At 35.9% G+C, this 18689-nt stretch carries 19 protein-coding genes, 2 pseudogenes and 1 riboswitch; of the genes and pseudogenes, 14 read left to right on the top strand and 7 right to left on the bottom strand.

Annotated features, from left to right (window positions below; all coding sequences use genetic code 11):
* Positions 1-186: pseudogene (locus tag K9V48_RS23545) on the top strand (MFS transporter); the annotation flags it as partial.
* A gap of 222 nt (positions 187-408) precedes the next feature.
* The gene (locus K9V48_RS23540) at positions 409-861 is read left to right on the top strand and encodes a DinB family protein (RefSeq protein WP_224141547.1); all 453 of its coding nucleotides are present in this window, start codon (positions 409-411) and stop codon (positions 859-861) included.
* Between the two features lie 157 nt (positions 862-1018).
* Here the strand turns inward: K9V48_RS23540 and K9V48_RS23535 are convergent, their stop codons facing one another.
* The 3 genes from K9V48_RS23535 to desA form a co-directional block, all read right to left on the bottom strand.
* On the bottom strand, positions 1019-1618 hold the full coding sequence (locus tag K9V48_RS23535) for a response regulator transcription factor (protein ID WP_224141546.1): 600 nt from the start codon (positions 1616-1618) through the stop codon (positions 1019-1021).
* Complete coding sequence (locus K9V48_RS23530) at positions 1615-2751, bottom strand: sensor histidine kinase (protein WP_224141545.1); 1137 nt, start codon at positions 2749-2751, stop codon at positions 1615-1617. The genes K9V48_RS23535 and K9V48_RS23530 overlap by 4 nt, the downstream gene beginning before the upstream one ends.
* A 300-nt stretch (positions 2752-3051) precedes the next feature.
* Positions 3052-4050, bottom strand: coding sequence for a Delta(5) desaturase DesA (gene desA, locus K9V48_RS23525; protein WP_224141544.1), 999 nt, complete (start codon positions 4048-4050; stop codon positions 3052-3054).
* 357 nt (positions 4051-4407) lie between these two features.
* Here desA and K9V48_RS23520 point away from each other — a divergent pair.
* From K9V48_RS23520 to K9V48_RS23490, 7 genes and pseudogenes are all read left to right on the top strand, one after another.
* A pseudogene (locus tag K9V48_RS23520) lies at positions 4408-4635 on the top strand (fructose-bisphosphatase class II); the annotation flags it as partial.
* 280 nt (positions 4636-4915) lie between these two features.
* A complete protein-coding gene (locus tag K9V48_RS23515) occupies positions 4916-5956 on the top strand; it encodes an efflux RND transporter periplasmic adaptor subunit (protein WP_224141543.1) in 1041 nt (346 codons plus the stop codon).
* Positions 5953-6654, top strand: a complete 702-nt coding sequence (locus tag K9V48_RS23510; RefSeq protein ID WP_263432929.1) for an ABC transporter ATP-binding protein — start codon at positions 5953-5955, stop codon at positions 6652-6654. Before K9V48_RS23515 ends, K9V48_RS23510 begins: the two co-directional genes overlap by 4 nt.
* A complete protein-coding gene (locus K9V48_RS23505; protein ID WP_224141542.1) occupies positions 6651-7826 on the top strand; it encodes an ABC transporter permease in 1176 nt (391 codons plus the stop codon). The genes K9V48_RS23510 and K9V48_RS23505 overlap by 4 nt, the downstream gene beginning before the upstream one ends.
* 284 nt (positions 7827-8110) lie before the next feature.
* Positions 8111-8791: a response regulator transcription factor gene (locus tag K9V48_RS23500; protein ID WP_224141541.1), complete on the top strand. Its 681-nt coding sequence runs from the start codon at positions 8111-8113 to the stop codon at positions 8789-8791.
* Positions 8739-10226: a sensor histidine kinase gene (locus K9V48_RS23495; protein ID WP_224141540.1), complete on the top strand. Its 1488-nt coding sequence runs from the start codon at positions 8739-8741 to the stop codon at positions 10224-10226. Before K9V48_RS23500 ends, K9V48_RS23495 begins: the two co-directional genes overlap by 53 nt.
* 154 nt (positions 10227-10380) lie before the next feature.
* A riboswitch (yybP-ykoY riboswitch) is annotated at positions 10381-10476 on the top strand.
* Between the two features lie 113 nt (positions 10477-10589).
* Positions 10590-11300 carry a TerC family protein gene (locus tag K9V48_RS23490; protein ID WP_224141539.1) on the top strand — a complete coding sequence of 237 codons (711 nt, stop codon included), beginning with the start codon at positions 10590-10592 and terminating at the stop codon, positions 11298-11300.
* Positions 11301-11496: 196 nt separating this feature from the next.
* Here the strand turns inward: K9V48_RS23490 and K9V48_RS23485 are convergent, their stop codons facing one another.
* Entirely contained in the window at positions 11497-11586 is a 90-nt protein-coding gene (locus tag K9V48_RS23485) for a YjcZ family sporulation protein (RefSeq protein ID WP_224141538.1), read from the bottom strand.
* Positions 11587-11834: 248 nt separating this feature from the next.
* On the opposite strand from K9V48_RS23485, the gene K9V48_RS23480 reads away from it, so the two are divergent.
* Positions 11835-12059, top strand: a complete 225-nt coding sequence (locus K9V48_RS23480; protein ID WP_224141537.1) for a hypothetical protein — start codon at positions 11835-11837, stop codon at positions 12057-12059.
* A 269-nt stretch (positions 12060-12328) separates the two neighbouring features.
* Here K9V48_RS23480 and K9V48_RS23475 read toward each other — a convergent pair whose 3' ends face one another.
* Positions 12329-12514: a hypothetical protein gene (locus K9V48_RS23475; protein ID WP_224141536.1), complete on the bottom strand. Its 186-nt coding sequence runs from the start codon at positions 12512-12514 to the stop codon at positions 12329-12331.
* A 350-nt stretch (positions 12515-12864) separates the two neighbouring features.
* Here K9V48_RS23475 and K9V48_RS23470 point away from each other — a divergent pair, with 350 nt between their 5' ends.
* Positions 12865-14232, top strand: a complete 1368-nt coding sequence (locus K9V48_RS23470) for a methyl-accepting chemotaxis protein (protein ID WP_224141535.1) — start codon at positions 12865-12867, stop codon at positions 14230-14232.
* A gap of 277 nt (positions 14233-14509) precedes the next feature.
* Here K9V48_RS23470 and K9V48_RS23465 read toward each other — a convergent pair whose 3' ends face one another.
* Positions 14510-15679, bottom strand: a complete 1170-nt coding sequence (locus K9V48_RS23465; protein WP_224141534.1) for a glucose-1-phosphate adenylyltransferase — start codon at positions 15677-15679, stop codon at positions 14510-14512.
* Positions 15680-16478: 799 nt separating this feature from the next.
* Between K9V48_RS23465 and K9V48_RS23460 the strand changes: the two genes are divergently transcribed.
* Both K9V48_RS23460 and K9V48_RS23455 read left to right on the top strand, forming a co-directional pair.
* On the top strand, positions 16479-16682 hold the full coding sequence (locus tag K9V48_RS23460) for a methionine aminopeptidase (protein ID WP_224141533.1): 204 nt from the start codon (positions 16479-16481) through the stop codon (positions 16680-16682).
* A gap of 155 nt (positions 16683-16837) precedes the next feature.
* Complete coding sequence (locus tag K9V48_RS23455) at positions 16838-17083, top strand: hypothetical protein (protein WP_224141532.1); 246 nt, start codon at positions 16838-16840, stop codon at positions 17081-17083.
* 209 nt (positions 17084-17292) lie between these two features.
* Here the strand turns inward: K9V48_RS23455 and K9V48_RS23450 are convergent, their stop codons facing one another.
* The gene (locus K9V48_RS23450) at positions 17293-17622 is read right to left on the bottom strand and encodes an MGMT family protein (RefSeq protein ID WP_224141531.1); all 330 of its coding nucleotides are present in this window, start codon (positions 17620-17622) and stop codon (positions 17293-17295) included.
* Between the two features lie 263 nt (positions 17623-17885).
* Between K9V48_RS23450 and K9V48_RS23445 the strand changes: the two genes are divergently transcribed.
* The gene (locus tag K9V48_RS23445) at positions 17886-18512 is read left to right on the top strand and encodes a metal-dependent hydrolase (protein ID WP_224141530.1); all 627 of its coding nucleotides are present in this window, start codon (positions 17886-17888) and stop codon (positions 18510-18512) included.
* Positions 18513-18689 lie beyond the last annotated feature (177 nt).

The following is an 18689-nucleotide window of genomic DNA, read 5'->3' as shown; positions in this document are numbered from 1 at the left end:
TTAACACAACCATTACTTATGGCGACATTAGCTTTAGCATTCGGTTTACCAGCCCTTGGATTGGTTATTTCAGTTGTTGCAATGAAATTCTATAAGCTAGATGCTAAGAAAATGGAAGAAATTCAAACAGGTATTGCGGCAATTAAAGAGAAGGCAAAGCAAAAAGGAGATTCTGTTGCCGGTTAAGTAAATGAGAGAACAGAAAAGGAATCTAGCAAAGGATTAATAGAATCAGATTGTTTAAGATATAGGGTGAGGATATTGTACGATGTCCTTGGGAGAATGGAGTAAAATGTAACCGGATTCAAAGAGGGATGCAAAAATATCAATCAATCAAAAGCTTGGCCTTTGCCAAGCTTTTTTTGTACAATTGATTCAGGAAATGATATTACCAAGGAGGAAATTTTGATGTCAAAACAATCCGAATTAACACGTGGAGCTTTAATCAGTTTCGTCAATAAACTGGATGAAAAAACAATTGATGTGCAACCAGAAGGATTTAACAACACAATTCGCTGGCATGTTGGACACTTATTGGTAAGTGCTGAGGGGTTAATGTTTGGTTATCCAGAGCATTCAAACAATATTCCTGAGTCATATCATGCAATGTTTAAAACAGGCTCAAAGCCATCTGATTGGGGCAATGCAGAGGTTCCGACGTTATCGGCATTAATTGAATCACTTGAAAAGCAAGCGATACGACTAAATGAGCTTTCTGAAGAATTTCTTGCGGAAAAACTCCCTTTTCAATTTCCAGTCGGTAACCCTCAAACATACGGAGAGATGTTTGAATTCGTCATGTTCCATGAGGCGTATCATCTTGGTCAAATGAAGGCGATGAATGTTATAACGAAACGTTAAGTTCATGACCTCTACAAGGAAATGATTAACGATGCAAAACGCCCTAACTCTGTGGATGAGTAGGGCGTTTGTTTCATTATGAATAAGTGATGATTCGAATCCCATCAGTGTAATGGCTTGAAAATTGACAACAGCCATTTGCAAAGGTGGCAACCCTCTATTTAAACCAACCTTTTTCCTTCGATTGTGTGATAGCTTCTATCCGGTTCTTCACGTCAAGTTTTTCTAATATCGTTGAAATGTAGTTGCGGACTGTTCCAGTTTTAATACTGAGCTGGTCAGCAATTTCTTTTGTGTTTTTCCCATCGGCTACAAGCTCTAGTACTTCTTTTTCTCGTTCAGTGAGAGGATTTTCTTCACTGTAAACGTCATCCATCAGTTCTGGTGCATAAATCCGTCTTCCTGCGATAATGCTGCGGATTGAGCTGGCTAATTCTTCACTCGGACTGTCTTTCAATAAATAACCGCTAACACCAGCCTTTAAAGCGCGCTGGAAATAGCCTGAGCGAGAGAAGGTTGTTAAAATGATGACCTTACAGCCAACGTCCTTTAGCTTTTCTGCGGCCTCGAGCCCGCTCATCCCAGGCATTTCAATATCCATGATACAAACATTCGGTTGGTGTTGTTGTACAAGGATGAGGGCCTCTTCTCCATTGCTTGCCTTTCCGACTACTTCCATATCTTCTTCCAAATTTAGGAGTGAACCTAAGGCTCCCAATAGCATTTGCTGATCTTCTGCAATAACAATTCGAATCATAAAAGCTCCTCCTTATCTGTTTGCTTTACGACATTCGGTACCTTTATAAGTAAAGTTGTTCCTTCCTTAGAAAAAATCTCAAGATTTCCATTAACAAATTCTAGCCGTTCTTTCATTCCAGTCAGTCCGTTTCCTTTAACTAAATTATTTTTCGTTAACTTGCCGATACCGTCATCACGAATAATGATTTCGATGCCTTTTCGCGACTGGTCGATAGAGATGTAACAAGTAGAGGCATTACTGTGTCTAACGACATTGTTCACAGCTTCTTTTAAGCACATGCTGAGAATATTTTCGGTTAGCAGGGGAACGTTTGTTAGGGTTGATTCTTTTTCAATTACTATATGAATTTGAGCTGCTTTGAGTATTTGTTTAACGCGAATCATTTCCTCTTTCACTCGAATTCCTCGCATTTGTGATACCATCTTCCTTACTTCATTCAACGCCGTTCTCGCGGTTTGCTGTACGTCTTTTAATTCATTTCTGGCTTGTTCGGGGTCTTTGTAAATTAATTTCCTCGCTAAATCACTTTTTAATCCAATCAAAGAGAGTTTTTGTCCCAATGTATCATGAAGATCACGAGAAATTCGCTGACGTTCCTCTAGCTTAACAAGTTCGGAAATCCGTTTGTTAGCATCTTCTAGCTTTTCTTGGAGCTCTCCACGTTCATTCCGGTTATAAATGCTAAATGGCAGAAGAATGATACTAATGCAGAGCATAATCACAAATGGTAACTGATTTAAAAATAGTTCTTCCTTAAGTACGATATTTAGGTTGATAGAAGCGATCGTACTCACGATATGAATGATATATAACGTAATAAAAGGTATCCGTTTTTTTATATTGCCAATCAAGTAGGCGATATAAAAAGCGAAATAAATATAGTTGAAAAGATATGTCGATATAAAGGAAATACTAAAAAGGATAGATGTCCATAAATAGACGGACCATCCATTTGATATAAAAGCAATCCGATAGGTGATAAAGAATAATATTGTCAACAATATACCTATCACGATTTCGAATGTAGAGGATGATTGGAAAATAAAATAAAACGGTAAAATGCTAAGAAAAGCCCAGAAATAAGGAGAAAGGCCATTACTTTTCTGAAAGATTACAAACTTTCTTTTCATAAACAAACCCTCTTTTTTAGTATAGGCACCTACTTAAGGTATTGTGGATATTAACAAAAAAAGAAACATGTAAACAAAAGCAACCGGTGATTTGCCGATTGCTTCTTAGTCTCTACGCAGTGCTCTCTTATCAAGAGCTAATATCATACCAAGTGTGATTGACTTTATTTAAATAGTAAACAAAGGTTTAGGAAACATCCTTTGTTTACTATTTAATGAAATTTTATCATAATAAGCCTTTACTTTGTATGGATAAGCTGATTAGAGTGGTTTGAAAACAGTTCACCCATCGATGAAATGTTACTCGTTATTTTTAGATAAATGGTTAAAGCCAACAAACTGTTTGTTTTTAGCGTCCCATAGACGGAATTTAAGTGATTTCAAACTTGTCGATAATGTAATAGTCGGCACGTTTTGTAAAGGTTGTGTATTGTTATGCGCCTCTTCAAGTTTATAGTTTGGTACTCTAGGACTTAAATGATGTACGTGGTGGTAACCGATATTTCCTGTTAGCCATTGTAACAGTTTTGGAAGCTTATAAAATGAACTTCCTTCCACAGCAGCTTTCACATAATCCCAGTCTTCGTTTTCTTCAAAATATGAATCCTCAAATGTATGTTGGACATAAAAAAGCCAAATACCGAGTGAACCTGAAATCAGAAAAATTGGACCTTGTACTAATAGAAAAGACCAGGCACCAAGTGTCCAACACAAAATACCTATCAAAGCAGCGATTGAAAGATTTGTAATATAGGTGTTAATACGTTCCTTCTTTCTTGCACCTTTTTTGTTAAATCGATTCATAATTAGGAACGTGTAAATTGGACCTAAACCGAACATGACGAACGGATTTCGATAAAGGCGATAAGCGATTTTCCTCCAAAGAGGCTCTGACAAATATTCATCAACCGTTAGTACCCAGATGTCACCAGTCCCACGTTTATCTAAATTACTACTTGTTGCGTGATGAATCGAATGATCATGCTGCCATTGACTATAGGGGAATAAAGTTAATACCCCTGTTATCGTTCCAAGAATTTTATTTGCTGTCCTATTTTTGAAGAATGAGTAATGGCAACAATCGTGAAAAATGATGAAAATTCGAACTAAGAATCCAGCAGCAATTACTGCAAGCCCTAAAGTTAGGAAATAAGAAATTGATAAACTTTGATAGGCAAGGATCCAGAGAATAAGAAAAGGTCCTATTGTATTAATAAGCTGTTTTATGCTGTCTTTTGTATTTGATTTTTCATATGGAGAAACTTGTTTGCGTAAGTTTTTTTGTAATTGATTAGTCATCTTTTAATTCCCTTCTTCATTGGTAATTCGTATTATAAAGGTATTATCCAACTTGTTGCAGATATAGGTGTCATATGCAAAGTATGACAAATGTCATATATAGTTTAAGCCACCTTACTAGACAAGGGGAAATGTGGTAGCTGTAAGATGTAGAAAACGACTACAATGGGTTTTAATATGACTAGTTCCTTTTGCATCAAATAGTTTATCCTGTATGAAAGGGTACCCCAACTGTTGGAAGTCATACTAGATTAGATAAACAAAAAAAATATATTTATATTAAGAATTTATAGAATATTACATATAATTAAACGAATATCCGAAAACTTCCAGGAAAATAAAATTGTAAGCATTTAAATGGGAATTGACGTGAATAAAATTTTGAGAATGGAAGATTTAGTTGTTGGTGACGATGCGATTTTTGCCGCAACAGGAGTGACTGATGGAGAGTTATTAAAGGGTGTACAATTCAAAGGAAATATAGGAACGACTCAAACTCTTGTACTTAGGGCGAAATCAGGTACGGTTAAATTTGTTGATGGCAGACATAGTTTAGTTAAGAAGCCAAATCTTGTCATTAAGTAAATGGAGGAACCTCTCTTTTCAGGTATAATTTAATACTCTCTAAAACCTTAGCTCTAATCATAGGGCTAAGGTTTTTTGTGTTTTTAAAATTAACATTTTTCATTCTGACATTTACCTGACACATTCAAGATTTATTCTATTCAATGTAAATAGCAAGCGTAAGTAAAAACAAAAAAATAGATGAAACAAGTTAAGGAGGAAATTTTCAAGAACTGAATTGTTTTTGACATTACAAGTTTCTAAATTTACTAATCATATTTAACAAGGAAGGAAGAAAATAATGAAAAAATGGTTGATAAGTGTCGTAGTGCTCATAGTTGTAATTGCTGGGGGAGCAACAGCGTATGGAATTTTTAATAGTGAAAAAGAAGAAGCAAATGCACCTTTAATGGAAACACAAACTGCAGTCGCAGAATTAGAAAATGTTGAAGTAACGGTAAGTGGAACTGGGAGCATTTCTACTATTAATGAGGAAACAATCCTAGCTGAAGAAAATAATGCTGTTGTTGAAGAGGTATTAGTTGCAGTTGGTGATACGGTCGAAGAAGGCGACGACTTAATCACATTTGAAGATGACGATCTAGATCCAATTGAAGCGCCGTTTTCAGGAGAAATTACAACGTTAAATGTTGAAGAAGAGGGTACAGTTTCGATGGGAACTGAAATGATCGCAGTAACAGATTATAACAATCTACAAATGGTTGTAAATGTTGATGAGCTAGATATTTCTAAGGTGAAAGTTGGACAAACTGCACAGATTGATATAAGTGCGTTACCTGATGCGGAATTCACTGGTACTGTAACAAGTGTGTCGAAAGAAGCAAACACATCAGAAGGAAGTAGTGTTGCTCAATACGCAGTAAATGTGACAATTAATGAACCAGAAAATATAAAAGTAGGAATGACAGCAGAGGCGATCATTACAACGGAAAGTAAGGAAAATGTCATAACGGTTCCAATTGAAGCTGTTCAAACAAAAGGTGATCAATATTATGTGCAAGTTCAGGAGTCTACAGAAGGAAGTACAAATGAACAATCAGGCTTAGATTCTGAGACAAGCGGGGAAGCAAATTCTACACCACAAGGAACAGGAAAAACAGTAGAAGTTGGTCTACAAAATGAAGAAGTAGCTGAAATTGTTAGTGGTCTAAATGAGGGAGAAGTTGTCATATTACCTACACTTCAATCAAGTGATGATTCTGAGAGTGATATGAGAGAAATGATGCAAGGAGGATTCCCGGGTGGAGAGATGCCAGACAGAGGACAAATGCCTCAAGGTGGTACGGGACAAGGTGGAAATCGAGGAGGCATGGGTCAATGATTGAAGAACAGCGCATTGTCGAGATTCGAAATGTAAGCAAATATTATACGCTTGGAGGAGAAATCGTAAAAGCGTTAGATGATGTCAGTTTTTCTGTAAACAAAGGAGATTTCATCGCGATTATTGGTCCATCAGGTTCTGGAAAATCAACTCTTATGAATATGATTGGCTGCCTTGATGTCCCAGACGATGGTGAATATTACCTTGATGGGCAAGATGTATTTTCACTAAAGCAAAGGCAATTAGCAGATGTGCGTAATCAGAAAATCGGGTTTATTTTTCAATCATTTAATCTATTGCAGAAACAGTCTGCATATGAAAATGTAGAACTTCCTCTCATTTATCGAGGTTTAAATAGTAATAGTAGAAAAGAAATTGCGATGGGTGCATTGGAAAAGGTTGGTTTGACTGAACGTGCTGGCCATCGACCAACCGAATTATCTGGAGGACAGCAGCAGCGTGTGGCGATTGCCCGCGCGCTTGCTGGGAATCCGCCGATTCTACTTGCTGATGAACCAACAGGGGCATTAGATAGTAAAACGGGCATTGAGGTCATGAATTTGATAAAAGAATTAAATAGCCAAGGTCATACGATCATCTTAATTACACATGATTTAGAAGTTGCCAAACAAGCGAAGCGTGTCATTCGAATTCAAGATGGCAAAATTTCAGAAACAAGGGAGGTGGTGGTCCATTGAAGCTAGGTCAAGCCATTAAAATTGCAATTAAAAATATCGTGATAAATAAACTAAGAGCTTTTTTAACGATGTTAGGTATTATCATCGGGGTTTCAGCAGTTATCGCCCTGGTCTCGCTAGGTCAGGGAGCCTCACAATCCGTTTCCGAAGATGTATCATCATTAGGAACGACAATGGTGTCCGTCAATATTCAAGGGAATTCAAGTAGCGAAGAAGTCGTTGATTATGATGAAGTGATGGCATTTGAGGAATACTCAGAAGTAGAAGCTGTGTCGCCAACTGTTTCAGGAAGTGGTACAGTGAAAAATGGAACAACAAGCATGGATAGTGTCTCTATTAGTGGGGTAACACCAACTTATCAAAATGTCAAGGATACAACAGTTAGCTCTGGTCGTTTTATTTTAGATATAGACCAGGAAAACCGCAATAAAATCGTATTATTAGGTTCAAACGTAGCTACAGAGTTATTTGGCTTTACGAGCCCTGTTGGGAATGAAGTTAAGTTAGATGGATCGACGTTTAAAGTAGTCGGTGTTCTTGCAGAACAAGGTGAAGAGCTACAAGGTTCTGTAGACGATATGGTTCTTATACCTTTTACAACAGCACAACGCTTCTTAGGTCAAACAGTTATTAATTCAGTTGATGTTAAAATGGCCTCTGAAGATACAGTTGAAATTGGGATGGCAAAAATGGAACGTTTCTTATACAACCAATTTAGTGGAGATGAAACGAGCTACAATGTTCGTAATCAATCAGATATTTCAGATGCATTATCATCCGTAACAGACACAATGACACTCTTGCTTGCAGGTATTGCTAGTATTTCTCTCATTGTCGGTGGGATTGGAATTATGAATATTATGTTAGTATCTGTAACAGAAAGAACGAGAGAAATCGGAATTCGTAAAGCAATTGGTGCGAAAAAGAAAGATATACTAACGCAATTTTTAATAGAAGCAATAGTATTAAGTGGTCTTGGTGGATTACTCGGTGTCCTGATCGGAATTGGAAGTGCAGAGGTGCTTTCTTCCATATTAGACATGGCTGTATCAATATCTTGGCTGGCGGTAGGTGTTGCAGTAAGTTTCTCCATCATCATTGGAGTTGCCTTTGGAATTTTCCCAGCCAACAAAGCAGCAAACTTAAGTCCGTTAGAAGCATTAAGACAATAAAGAGTTACATTTAGAGGAGGATGACAAATTTAGATGGTCATACTCCTTTTTTCTATAAAGGAAATGGGACGGAACCCGCTAACTACCTAAATTTAAAATAGCTTGTAAAAAGACTAGTGTGTGCTTCAAAAACTTAATGTAAAGCAAGCTTGTGCCACCCCTCATTGGAATGAGTCTTGTAGGTTAACTCCATGTTTTCCTTCAGTTCAAATGTTTGCATGAATAGTTCATATTCGTTTTGTATAAAGTTACGTTATAATCAAAAGAAAAAAGGGAAAAATGCTATGAAAACAATTTTAGTTGTCGAAGATGAAATCGCGATTTCAATGGTGTTAGGTGCATACCTAGAAAAAGAGGGATATGCTGTTCACTACGCCTACAATGGCATTGAGGCTTTACAAAAAGCTGAAGAAGTGAAGCCAGCCCTTATATTATTAGATGTTATGATGCCACAACTCGATGGCTTTCGAGTATTAGAAAAAATTCGCGAAAAAAGCTCCTGTCCGGTTATCATGATCACTGCATTATCAGATATGAATCAAAAATTACAAGGGTTCGATGGAGGAGCAGATGATTACATCACAAAGCCATTTGTTGCCGAGGAAGTACTGGCCAGAGTGAGTGCCGTTTTAAGAAGATCACCGCAACTAGAAGAAGCAGAACAAGTAAAACTATATGGCACATTGAAAATCAATTTGCGTGCTCATCAGGTTTTTTTAAATGGAGTAGAAATACAATTTACTCCGAGAGATCTTTCATTGTTTCTTTTTTTGGCAGAAAACCCCAACCATACATTCACAAGAGAACAGTTAATCGAAAATGTGTGGGGGTATGATTATGAAGGAAGTGATCGTGCTGTTGATCTTGCAATTAAGCGAATTCGTAAATTATTAAGTGGGTGGGATAAGGCGGATGGAGAGATTAAAACACTTCGTGGCTTGGGTTACCAATTCTATGTTAAATAGAAAAAAGGCTAAAACCCCACTACTCTATTATTGGACAAGAAGGTATTTACTTACTTTAGTTATTGGACTTATTCTAATCGCGATCGTATCAATATTTTGGATAAGACACACTACGATTGAAAGCAAGTTAGCATTAACAAAATTAGTTGCGCAAGAACTTTCAGATCGATCTGTTGATGAGAATGGAGGTATTGTCGTAAGTCCACAACTTCCATTTATTCTAGAAGAACGGGAGAGATTCCTAAACAATAGGGAGCCGTTACATTTCTATATCAAAACGAAAGAGGGCAATCTGCTGTCACCAGGTCCAAGGGGCCCAGGTCTAGGAAATGAGGGGCAAAATAGGAAGCTAATTGAGTTAATGGAAATACCAGAGGAGATCACGGTAGAGAAAATTTCCTCAAATCATGATCGTACGGCTTATGCTGTTATTTCCCCAATTGTTTATGAAGAAGAGACCATTGGGGCAGTGTTTATCATTCAACCGATTCCAAATTTAACAAATATAAATAAGGAAGAGTATGAGTTACTAGCATTACTTCTTTTCGGGCTAGCTCTTTTGGGATGGTTTGTCATTTATTCGTTATCGAGGAAATTAGCTAAACCTGTTGAACAAGTGGCAGAAGCAGCAGGAGAGCTAATGAGAGGGAATTATGATATTGAGTTGAATGAGGATGTTCAAGAAAAAGAATTGCATCAACTTGTTGTCTCTTTTAATGAAATGGCCCATCGCCTTCAGCAGCTTGAATCGTTAAGGACTGAATTATTAGCAGGTGTGACACATGAATTAAAAACACCAATTACTTCTGTTAGTGCACTAATTCAAGCAGTAAATGATGATGTTGTTTCAGTGGATCGTAAAAAAGAGTTTTTGCAAATGTCATTAAGGGAAGCGAAAAGGCTACAAAGTATGGTAGAGGATTTATTAGATTTCAATAGCTTTAGTGCGGGTTCCATTAAAGTAAATATAGAAGAAATCGATATATGCCGTGTAGTGAAAGAAATCGTTTATCAATGGGAAATTGTTCATCAAGCTCAATTGGAACAGATAAAACTTACGTTTACTACTCATGAAGAAAAGCTTATAGCACTAGGTGACCATGTCAGGCTACAACAAATTTTAGTGAACTTATTAAACAATAGTCTTCATGCAGTAAAGGGAAGGGAAATGGGAAGAATTTCTGTAGAGCTTTATCGAGAGGGTTCATTTATTTCTTTGGATGTAATCGATAATGGGTATGGTATTCCTAAACAAAATCAGCCATTTATTTTTGAACGATTTTATCGTGGTGAAAATAAAAAGCATGTTGAAAGAGGTCTTGGTCTAGGACTATCATTTAGTTTGCTTTTAGCAAAGGCGCAAGGTGGGGATATGTCTTTAAAGGAAAGTTCTGGAGAGCAGACAATGATATCTCTTCAGTTGCCATTGGCTTAAATATATAGAATAAAAGTACTTATCTAAGGAAAGTCCTTGTGGTAATTTAGAATGAATCACCCACTTTTTGTAAGATTGATTAACAAAAAGTATAGACATATGCCTATATGTTGCAGTATAATAAACAATATCAAAAGAACGAAATAAAGTTAACTTCCACCGTAAAGGGGAGTAGCGTCAGGATAATCCTGAAACAAAGTCGTCATTACATGAACTTAGTTCATCGGCTTTGTTGGCACATTTTGTGCTTAGCGAGACCTTTGCCACTATGGCAAAGGTCTCTTTATTTTTGTTGAAATAACTATTTTTGAATTTATAACTATTTGAAAATAGTAAAATATAATTTTTATAGGGGGTATACAAATGGAAATGGAATTTTTAACTGCACTTTTAGCGATAATAATGATTGATTTAGTTTTAGCTGGAGATAATGCCATCCTGATTGGGCTTGCAGCAAGAAACCTGCCGAAACAACAGCAGAAGAAAGTAATTTTATGGGGTTCAGTTGGTGCTATTGCGATTCGAGTTGTAGCAACACTAGCAGTTGTTTGGTTATTGGAAATTCCTGGTTTGCATTTAGTCGGAGGTCTTTTATTAATCATCATTGCGTACAAATTGCTTGTTGATGACGGTGATCATGGTGATGTGAAAGCTGGAGCTAACTTTTGGGCAGCACTTCGTACTGTTCTTATTGCTGACACATTAATGGGTCTAGATAACGTATTAGCAGTTGCAGGTGCTTCACATGGTAACATGACACTTGTCGTACTTGGATTATTAATCTCTGTTCCAGTGGTTATGTGGGGGAGTACAATTATCTTAAAATGGATCGACCGTTACCCAATTATTATTACAATTGGTGCTGCGATCTTAGCTTGGACAGCATCAAAAATGATCGTTGGGGAAGGTTTCTTAAGTGGAATTTTCGCTAATGGATTTGTAAAATATGGATTTGAGATTTTAGTCATCGTAGCTGTGATAGGATTAGCAAAATTAAAACAAGCTAAGAATCAAAAATCAAAGTCTGAGAAAAGCCAAAAGGAATCAGTATTAGCTAATACTGGATCTAACTAAATGAAGTCAAAAAAGACGTTCATCCCCTTCTTCAACTAGAGGGATGGACGTCTTTCTGTCGTTTAGTAAACTATAAAACATGGCATTTGCTAACTGGAATAAATAAAAAGAAAGAGCGAGGAGATTCGCCCTTTCTATAGACAGAATAAGGTGTGATGGGTATTAGGGGATGAAGAGGGGAATTATGCTCGAAATCTTAGTAAACAAATGCTGAACCAACAATGATTAAAAGGATAAATAAAACAACGATTAAAGCGAAACTGCTACCAAAATTGTGACCACCCATAAAGTTCACCACCTTTATTATGTGATACTTCATTTTATGAAAGCAGCTATCGTTTCGTAAGGTACAAGTATGGAATTCAAATAATTTTAAGCTTTATTTGAAAAGTTAGGTAAATTCGACTACTTGAAGTCGCTTTTATATTTTTGAAAAAAACAACTTACAATAACTATAGAACCAACTAAAATAATAAAAAATTGCGATAACCAAAACATTGATGACGAGTCGAGCCAAGAGATGTTCATCATCAAGTGATTCAATATGAATTCAATAATAAGTGGGATAAGGATAAAGAGTGGGATAAGTATTGGGATGGATGCTATAAAAAAGGTAACTCTTGTCAAGAATCAATTGATATTTGGAGAGATTGGTACTGTGGTGAGGATAAAGACAAAGATAAGTATAATAACCACAAAGACAATTATGCATGGAATGATGAGAAAGAAAATAGCTGGGATAAATGGACGTGGTGGTAATGTCTCGAAGTAGCAGTTTGATTTTGCTATTTATCGCAGAATAACGGGTAGTAAAACCCCCTAATCGAGGAAGTCTAAGTGGGGATAAAGAAACTCGAAAACGATGGAAGTCTCACTTATCTTTTAAAATGATTCGACTTGCCTTTGGGTAAGTCATTTTTTAATGACCTGTTCTAGAAGAAGGCATGAAAAAGAGCTTGTGTAGATTCATTCACTAAGGATAGTGATTTTATCTAGAAAGCTCTCGAACTTTTAATCCGTTTCAACTATTAAGTACGCTGAATTCCCGATGTAGAAAAGCTTTTGATCATTTGCTGTAAATTTCTATGTCCTTCCCTTAATTTAATCGTTTCTTCAATGATTCTTTGGAATCCTTCTAAGTCTTTATCAGAGGCATTTAGTAATGATTTGGGAATCCCTTCTGCGATTTTTTGTAAGGTCATATCGTCTCTCATAAACAACGACCACCTTTCCTCTAATTTAATAAACTGCTTTTTGTCCTCTTTATTAGTTTTAGGAAAGGTTGGAGATTTCCTGCCAAAAACAACAAAAAATTAATCTACATATATCTTCAGATTGTTTAATAAATAGATAGGATTATTCTTAATTTAACAAATAACGACGGGGATGAATGGATTGTCAGCAGTTTACAATGCTTTCAAGAATGATATTGACTGAACTAATGTCGGGTGATATTCTACTAACAAATTATTTATTCACTCACAATTTCAGTATTTGAGTTTATTTGTATCCGGTTTCATTTCTTGGTATTTATGAAATCGATTACACTATAGTGGAGGAAATTATGTTTAATTTTAACAAAAATAAAGATCTAAAGCAGGAAGAAGTGTTCACAAGGAATTTAGTTAATCAGTTAGAAAAAATTTATGAAATAAATGCAAACTACGGGTTATCTGGTGATGTGTATTTACAAGGGAATAATGAAGTAGAGGAAATGATTAATAAGATTCTTGAATTGAAAAATTCCCAAGTGAGAGAACAATTTTTGCTAAATAGTGAGATTATCGAATTTGTCACTCAAATGGATTATGTAAAAGATATGGTAGATAAGATATCGATTCAAAAAGAATCAGTAGAAGAAATAGCAGCTAGTAGCGAAGAGATGAGTCATGCCATTGAAGAAATAGCTAACTTTTCTCAAACTTCCTTAACGACTACGAATGATGCTCTTTCAATATCTACAAATTCACTTGAGACGATTAATAAGTCTTTTCAATTTATTAATAAATCATTTGAAGAGATTAATAATGTTCAAGATAAAATGCATTATGTTGTTGAAGGTACAAAAGAAATTGATTCGGTAGTAAATATTATTAACGAAGTTGCAGCACAAACGAATCTGTTAGCATTAAACGCTAGTATAGAAGCAGCAAGATCAGGGGAAGCAGGCCGAGGTTTCGCTGTAGTTGCGAAGGAAATTAAAAAATTAGCAGAGAATACAAAGGATTCAGCGAATTATATAAAGGATATGGTTAAAAAGTTAAGAGAAGAAATTGGAGATTCAGAACATGCTATGATTGCAGCCGTTCAAGTGTTTACTAAAGGTAAAGAACACATTAATCAAGCAGTAGTATCAATGGATAAGATGGAAGGGTCTTTAGAAGGTATTAGCTCGGTCTTTGAAAGCATATCAGCTAATGTAGAACAACAATCTGCAACAACTCAAGAAGTAACTGCAAGGATAAGTGAAATCAATTATCAAACACAAATGTTAAGTGAAGTTTGTATGAGAACAGGTCAAAGTATTTATACGATAAGTACGAAACTTGAGAACCTTAGAAACACAGCTCTGCCTTATTATAAAGATTTTAAAGGAAATCAAATGTTAATTCCAGTTGCTGCCGAACATTTATTATGGAAATGGAAAGCTTATAATGCGGTTTGTGGTTTTGTAAAACTTGATGAAAATGATGTACCAGATCATACTACTTGTACTTTAGGGAAATATTTAAAAAATGCAAAACAGTCTAATCCATCTGATGATATGGTCGTAAATTTGTATGAATCACATAAAAAGATACATGTGCTCTCAAGAGAAGTTATTCGTGCTGTAAATAGTGGAAATCGTAGTAATATAGATAATTATTTAAGGGAATTAGATGAAGCTACATCAGAATTAATAACTAATATAAAAACAACAACAGTGAAATGAATGGGTCGTAAAGTAACGTGAAATAAACACCAGGAACATTGAGTACTTCTTGATGCGAAAGGGAAAAAGGTAGGGCAAAGTTTGATCTTTGCCCTACCTTTTTAATGTTATAGCGTACTATAAAATTCTTGAACTGTGAATAAGCGCCCGACATCCAGCGTAAGCGTCCGGCCCCATTTGGGTCTACAGCCAATCAGGAATTGAAGGTAAAAAACACCTTCTATTCCTGATCGTCTTATTTGCCCGAGGCTGATCGAGGCGCTTGCACTTTTGTTCTTTAAATAACATGATTTAAAACAATCTTATCGTCTTGTTTGAGGATAGACTTACCGATTAAGGTAATGTCTTTAGAGGATCCCTTTGAAACGACGGCCAAATCATCTTCTATTACGACTCCGGGACCAACCACTGCTTTTTCAATTCGGACGTTTTTACCGATCACTGCATTTGGTAAAATAACGGAATCCTTTATGATTGCTCCTTCCCCGATTTTTACACCGCTGGAAAGAACCGAGTTTTCAACGGTTCCATAAATTTCGCATCCTTCACTGATAAGGACTTTCTTTACTTTGGCATGATTGTCGATATATTGAGGAGGATATGTTTGTTCAACCGTATAAACTTTCCATTCTTTATTATTTAAGAAAATATTCGATTCCTTATTTAGTAAATCCATATTTGCTTCCCAAAAGCTATCAATCGTTCCAACATCTTTCCAATACCCATTAAATTCATAGGCAATTAGTTTGTTATTGTCATGGAGCATAGCGGGAATGATGTCCTTACCGAAATCCTTAGATGAGAATTGGTTCTTTTCTTCTTGTTCCAAATACCTCTTTAGTTTTTTCCAATTAAATATATAAATCCCCATCGATGCCAAGTTTGAAGAAGGGTTTTTTGGTTTCTCTTCAAAATCTACAATTTGTCCGGTATTTTCATTTGTTTTCATGATACCGAATCTGCTTGCTTCATTCCATGGAACTTCTTTTACAGAAATTGTAGCATCTGCTGATGTATGAATATGCTGTTGAAGCATTTTATTGTAATCCATTTTATAAATATGATCTCCAGAAATAACTAGGATATTTTCTGGATCATATTGATCGATTACGTGCCTATTTTGATAAATTGCATGTGCAGTCCCTTCATACCACCGTTCACCATTTTCACATTGATATGGCGGAAGAATACTTAAACCTCCGTCTCTTCTGTTTAAGTCCCATTCCCTTCCATCTCCAATGTAATTTTGCAAAACATGAGGATGGTACTGTGTTAAAACTCCAACTGTATCAATGCCAGAATTTTTACAATTACTTAATGTAAAATCAATAATGCGATATTTTCCTCCGAATGGCACGGCAGGTTTAGCTAAATTTTCTGTTAGGCTTTTTAATCTGCTTCCTCTTCCTCCAGCCAAAAGCAAAGCAATACATTGTTTTTTCGACATAGTTCCTCCTGAAATTCAATTGTTATTTTTTAGCATAATTTAACGAGAAGCAATACCCCGACTACACGCCTATAGGGTATCGAGATAGTGATAAGTAGGGGATAAACTTGGTTAATGTACAACTAACCAACAGACGGGCATTCTTACTGGTGAATGAATCATTTAAAATATTTTTATAAGCGATCCTCTTCCCAGAGCTTATAAAAATATTCTAACTCTTCATCATTAATTGAACTTGGATTATTATCCTCTTCATGACTTACTGCAAGAACTAATTCTTCCATTGGGCTCCTCCTCTAGTTGTCTCTTTCAATATGAATCAACAGGTTTTATGTTAACAAACTTCATACAATAAAATAATCAAAATATTACGCCTATTTTAGATTAGCCTCGACAAAATTATGATAAATACAACATTTCTTTATCCTTTTATTAGTTGAAAGTGTAGGAATTTACAAAAAAAAATATATATTTGTCGAATGTTTTTTGAAGTGATGTTCACAATTTATCCACATTTAATCAACAGTTTTCTGTTTTTGTATACAAAAGTAGATGGTAATCGGATATTCAACTGGGGATAAATGGATTAAATTACTGTATGGGCTATTTTCGCAATCCATCTAATAAACAAAACTCTCAAGTCCAACAAAAAGAAGAAGCGCTAGGTGTGGAAAAACTTGTAGAAATCGGGCGTGTAAAAGTGAAGGGAAAATAAATATAGAAATTTGATGTTTATTTTTCACCTTGTCCTTAACAACTGAATATATTGTATTAATCTATAGGATGGAGTGTGATTCGGGTGAAATTATTTAAGTTTTTAACTGACTGGTATCATGCTAAGAAACAAAAACATCTAGATAAAATGAGAGAACAGGGAAAGTGTCCAATATGCCGTGGGAAAGGATTTGCTGTCATAACTAGTCCATATGTTGGAAATACCGTTGATTGTCATTTATGCAATGGGACTGGATTATTCACTGAGTGGGAGAAAAATAGTAGGTAGACTATCTCTGTTTTTTCATAAAAAATTATTTTCTTTTTAATCCCTTCTGACATTAGTTAGGGGTTTCTTATTTTTACCCTCATAAAATGCATAATATCATTTATATAGGGAATGTTAAGCTAAGATTTACATATTAATTTGAAAGGGGAATGACCATGAATAAAAAATGGTTTCTCATGATAACAAGTATTTTATTAGCTGCAATGATATCGGTAGGTTGTAATGCTGATCCTGATCCAGCACCACCAGATGATGATGTAATAGAAAATGGAGACAATGTACCTGGTGTAGACGAAAATGATACGATTATGGATGATGATGAAAATGATGCAGATCCAGACCCAGAGGATGCTATTGAAGATCCACAAGATATTGGTGACAGAGATAATAAAGACGAATAATTTATCCCGCTTTAACAGACAGTAATACCCCCACCTTAGAGCTTTTAGTGAATCACAAAGAAGCAAAGATGGGGGATAGCTGCCCAAAAGAGCCTGATAAGTTTTGCTTTCCAAATAGTTTCGTTGTACTCAAAAAGCCCTTAGTCCGGTAGGTTGGACTAAGGTTTTTTTAAGTAGTATTGAATCCTTCATACATGACCTTAAGGAGATTAAAATATGTCTTCATCCAGTTCAATTGGATGATATTGATAGGCTTTTAGGTCAATGACATGTTTTTTGGTAAAAACAATGCCTTCATCCTCAAGGAATTGCTTTTGTGCCGAAAATGCGTCATCATCCTTAAAACTAATTTCTCCTTTTGAATTTATGACCCTGTGCCAAGGAAGATGATATTTTGCACTCATGGAGTGAAGGATTCGTACTACCTGTCTTGCGCCCCGCGGACTTCCTGCATACTTTGCAATTTGCCCATATGTCATGACTTTTCCTGGTGGGATGTTTTTGATAATAGTGATTGTTCTTTCTGTAAAGGAAAGCATGTGTCGTTCCTCACTTCCTATCGATAAAATGATGATTTTTTATCATATCAGAATTTATAAGTTTAGGCTTCGAGAATTGTTCAGCTCCAGCGCTTTTGTTCTCGTGTAAGATTGATTGGGGAATTTCAGAAAGAATCGTTTGGTAATCATGAAACTATTGTCCATTTTACAAGTGTTTTTGGAAAAACACTACCTTAGTCCCGCAAAATTTGATGTATACTAGAATCTTGAATGTAAACTTTACATAGAAATAGGTGGGAAAATTGAATGGAACTGCACATGCAACCATTGGTGCTGGGGCCGGGTTTGTCGTTGCCCAGTCAGTTCAAGCTGATCCAACTACAACATTGTTACTTGTAGGAATGGGAGGATTAGCTGGACTATTGCCTGACATCGATATTGATGGGAAATTAAGCAACAAAATTACACTTTCGCATACGTTAATCCGATCGGTTGCACAATTAATTGGTTTCATGATGATTGTCTACATACTAGTGGAAGAAACGGGAACAGAGAGATGGCTGGGGATTTGCGCCGGGGTCGCCATCATCGTGATTGCTTCTTACATTAAGCAGAGGCATATGCTGACAATTACTGGTTTAGGAGTGCTTGCAGGTGGATTTTCCTTACAAGAAATCTGGCTACTTCTGCTCGGTATCTATATCATCATTGCTTCTTTTGTTTCACATCGAAGCTATACTCATTCACTCTTAGGGATTGCCTACTTTGCCTTCATTGCTCATTATTTAGAAGCGTCTCTTGAAATAGAAGGGGTCTTTCTTACATGTTTCATTGGCTATATTAGTCATTTAGTTGCCGATATGAAGGCTTTACCTTTTAATAAGCGTGGGGTGAAATTCTTTTTACCTTTTTCTTCGAAGGAATTTTAGCTTCAATTAACGAATTTGAAGACAAGTAAAAACCCTTAGTTCAAGCATAAGAATGTGATGCACCCCAAAAGTTAGAGTTGAAAATCTAACCTTTGGGGTGTTTATTTATGACTAAATATAGTGATGAATTTAAGATTATGGTAGTTCGAGAATATCAAGAAGGAGAGCTTGGATATC

It is taken from the genome of Metabacillus rhizolycopersici, assembly GCF_020075705.1.
The sequence above is the reverse complement of the archived record's forward strand: the minus strand, read 5'-3'. Positions and strand labels throughout refer to the sequence as shown.